Annotated in this window: 3 protein-coding genes; all 3 read right to left on the bottom strand. The window is 72.8% G+C overall.

The genetic code is table 11. The features are described 5' to 3' along the window. Window positions 1–324: hypothetical protein (locus H261_RS22700; protein ID WP_008622643.1), on the bottom strand; the 324-nt coding region annotated here is incomplete at its 3' end. Continuing rightward, window positions 302–1,192: a hypothetical protein gene (locus tag H261_RS22695; protein WP_008622641.1), complete on the bottom strand. Its 891-nt coding sequence runs from the start codon at window positions 1,190–1,192 to the stop codon at window positions 302–304. The genes H261_RS22700 and H261_RS22695, both read right to left, overlap by 23 nt. After that, the coding region (locus tag H261_RS25620; protein ID WP_040477427.1) for a hypothetical protein at window positions 1,189–1,972 on the bottom strand (784 nt) is incomplete at its 5' end. The genes H261_RS22695 and H261_RS25620, both read right to left, overlap by 4 nt.

The following is a 1,972-nucleotide window of genomic DNA, read 5'->3' as shown; positions in this document are numbered from 1 at the left end:
GCCGATATCGCCGACGATCAGGGCGTGGCCGCCCATGGCGGCGAAGCGTTCGGCCAGTTCCAGCAGCGCGTTGACCTGCTGGTCGGCGTAATGCTGGGCGTTCATCACCAGCGAGACGGCCGCGCCGTGGCCGGCGGCGATGGCGATGGCCTCGGCCAGTTCCTCGTAGCGGGTCAGGTTGCCGAACGCCCGGCGGTTGACCCCGGCGCTGCGGAACCGCTCGGTCCAGTCGGCGGGGACGATGCCGCAATAAATCTCGCCGGCGCCGGCCGCCGCCACGGCGGCCACCTCGTCGACGCGGCTAATGGGGGCGACGATTTTCATTCCAGTCTCCGTTGAGAACCAGCCGGTCGATCCAGCCCTCGGCCAGGGCCTGGGACAGCGCCGCGGTCATGGCGGGCGAATGGCGGTAGAACACCGTGTTGCCGCGCTGGAAGGTGGGCAGGTCGCCCGCCCCGGCGTCGCCCCGCGACAGCCCGCCCACATAGACCAGGCATTCCCGGCGGCATTCCTGCCCCGAGGTGAACTTGCCCTCGGGCGGCTGGGCCAGCGAGCCGATGCGGCAGGCGCGGCCCTTGACCGAGAAGCCGTAGGGGGCGTGCACCGCGACCCGCGCGGAGCCCGAGCGGAAGTCGCCGGCATCGGCGAAGGGCGGCACGTCCATCTCGATGCGCGCCACTCCCATCCGCTCCAGGATGGCGCCGAACGGGCCGGAATGGACGCCGTGGGGATAGAGGCGGACCCATTCGGCCGAGGGCAGCCGGGGGTCCTTGACCATCTTGCACAGCAGCCGTCCGGCGACCGGAATCAGGTCGGGACGGTGGTCGCGCAGCGTGCGCAGCGTCCCCCAGTCGTTGGCCACCACCTCGGTTCCGGGGGCCAGATGGGGCAGCAGGGCGGCCAGCCCCGCCAGTCCGGCGTCGGAGAGCGCCGGGGTCAGCAGGGCGAAATCCAGCCCCGCCGCCGCGACCAGCCCCAGGGCCTGCCGCAACTGGGCTTCGGACGGCAGCAGGGTCTCGCAGAATTCGGACCCCAGATGGATGCGGGTCACCGCCTTGTCCCCGACGCCGTCCGGCAGGGGGGGCTCCGGCCAGCCCAGCGCCGCGGCGCAATCGGCCACCCGGGGCGGCCCGCCGTCCAGCAGCCGTTCCACTCCCCTGGCCTGGGTCAGGGTCAGGGCCACATCGCTCATGTCCGCCTCCTCGGCCGGTCCTGCAATACCGTCATGGCCACCGCCGCCGCCAGGGTAAGCGCAAGGCCGCCCCACAGCCACGATACCAGGGGAAAGGTCTTGACCACCACCGGCAGGTCGTGGGGCTCGCCGGCATCCATGGCGGGAAGCCAGACCTGGACGTCCCGCCACAGGCCGCGATGGATGAAGGGATCGATCATGTGGCCGCCCTTCGAGATGTGCCGGGCATAGCGGTAGTCGAGAATCTCGCAGACCATCCGCTGCGAGCCGCGCAGCCCGGCGGGAAACGGGGTGTCGTCGCGGACATGGACCAGCCCCTCGGCCCGTTCGACCTCGACGCCGCCGCGTTCCAGCCGCCAGACGGCGCGGGCCGTGGCGGGGGCGCCGGCGGCGGGGGGAAAGATGCCGACGCTCTGGCCGTCGGGCAGGGCGACCAGGGTCGCCGCCTGCTCGGGCCAGCGGATGATCGTCTGGGTGACACCGTCGAACACCGTGGCGGCCAGCAGCGAGGCCAGCGCCACCGCGATGCCCAGGTGCAGGCCGGCGGCCAGGGCGGATCTCGGCTGCCGCTCTCGCGATGCCGCCGCCAGCCGGACCGCCGAAGCCAGCCCGAGATAGGCCAGCGCCGCCCACAGCCCGCCGATCCAGTCCAGTTGCCCGATGGTGCCGGCGGCGGTGATTCCGGCTCCGTCGAACCGGACGCTCACCGGATCGAGGAGGATGGCCAGGGCCACCGCCAGGAGCGCCGCCGCCGTGGCCGGACGCCGGTAGCGGGGCAGC

Origin of the sequence: Paramagnetospirillum caucaseum (genome assembly GCF_000342045.1) — a bacterium.
GTDB classification, from domain to species: domain Bacteria; phylum Pseudomonadota; class Alphaproteobacteria; order Rhodospirillales; family Magnetospirillaceae; genus Phaeospirillum; species Phaeospirillum caucaseum.
This window is presented reverse-complemented; position numbering and strand designations above follow the sequence as displayed.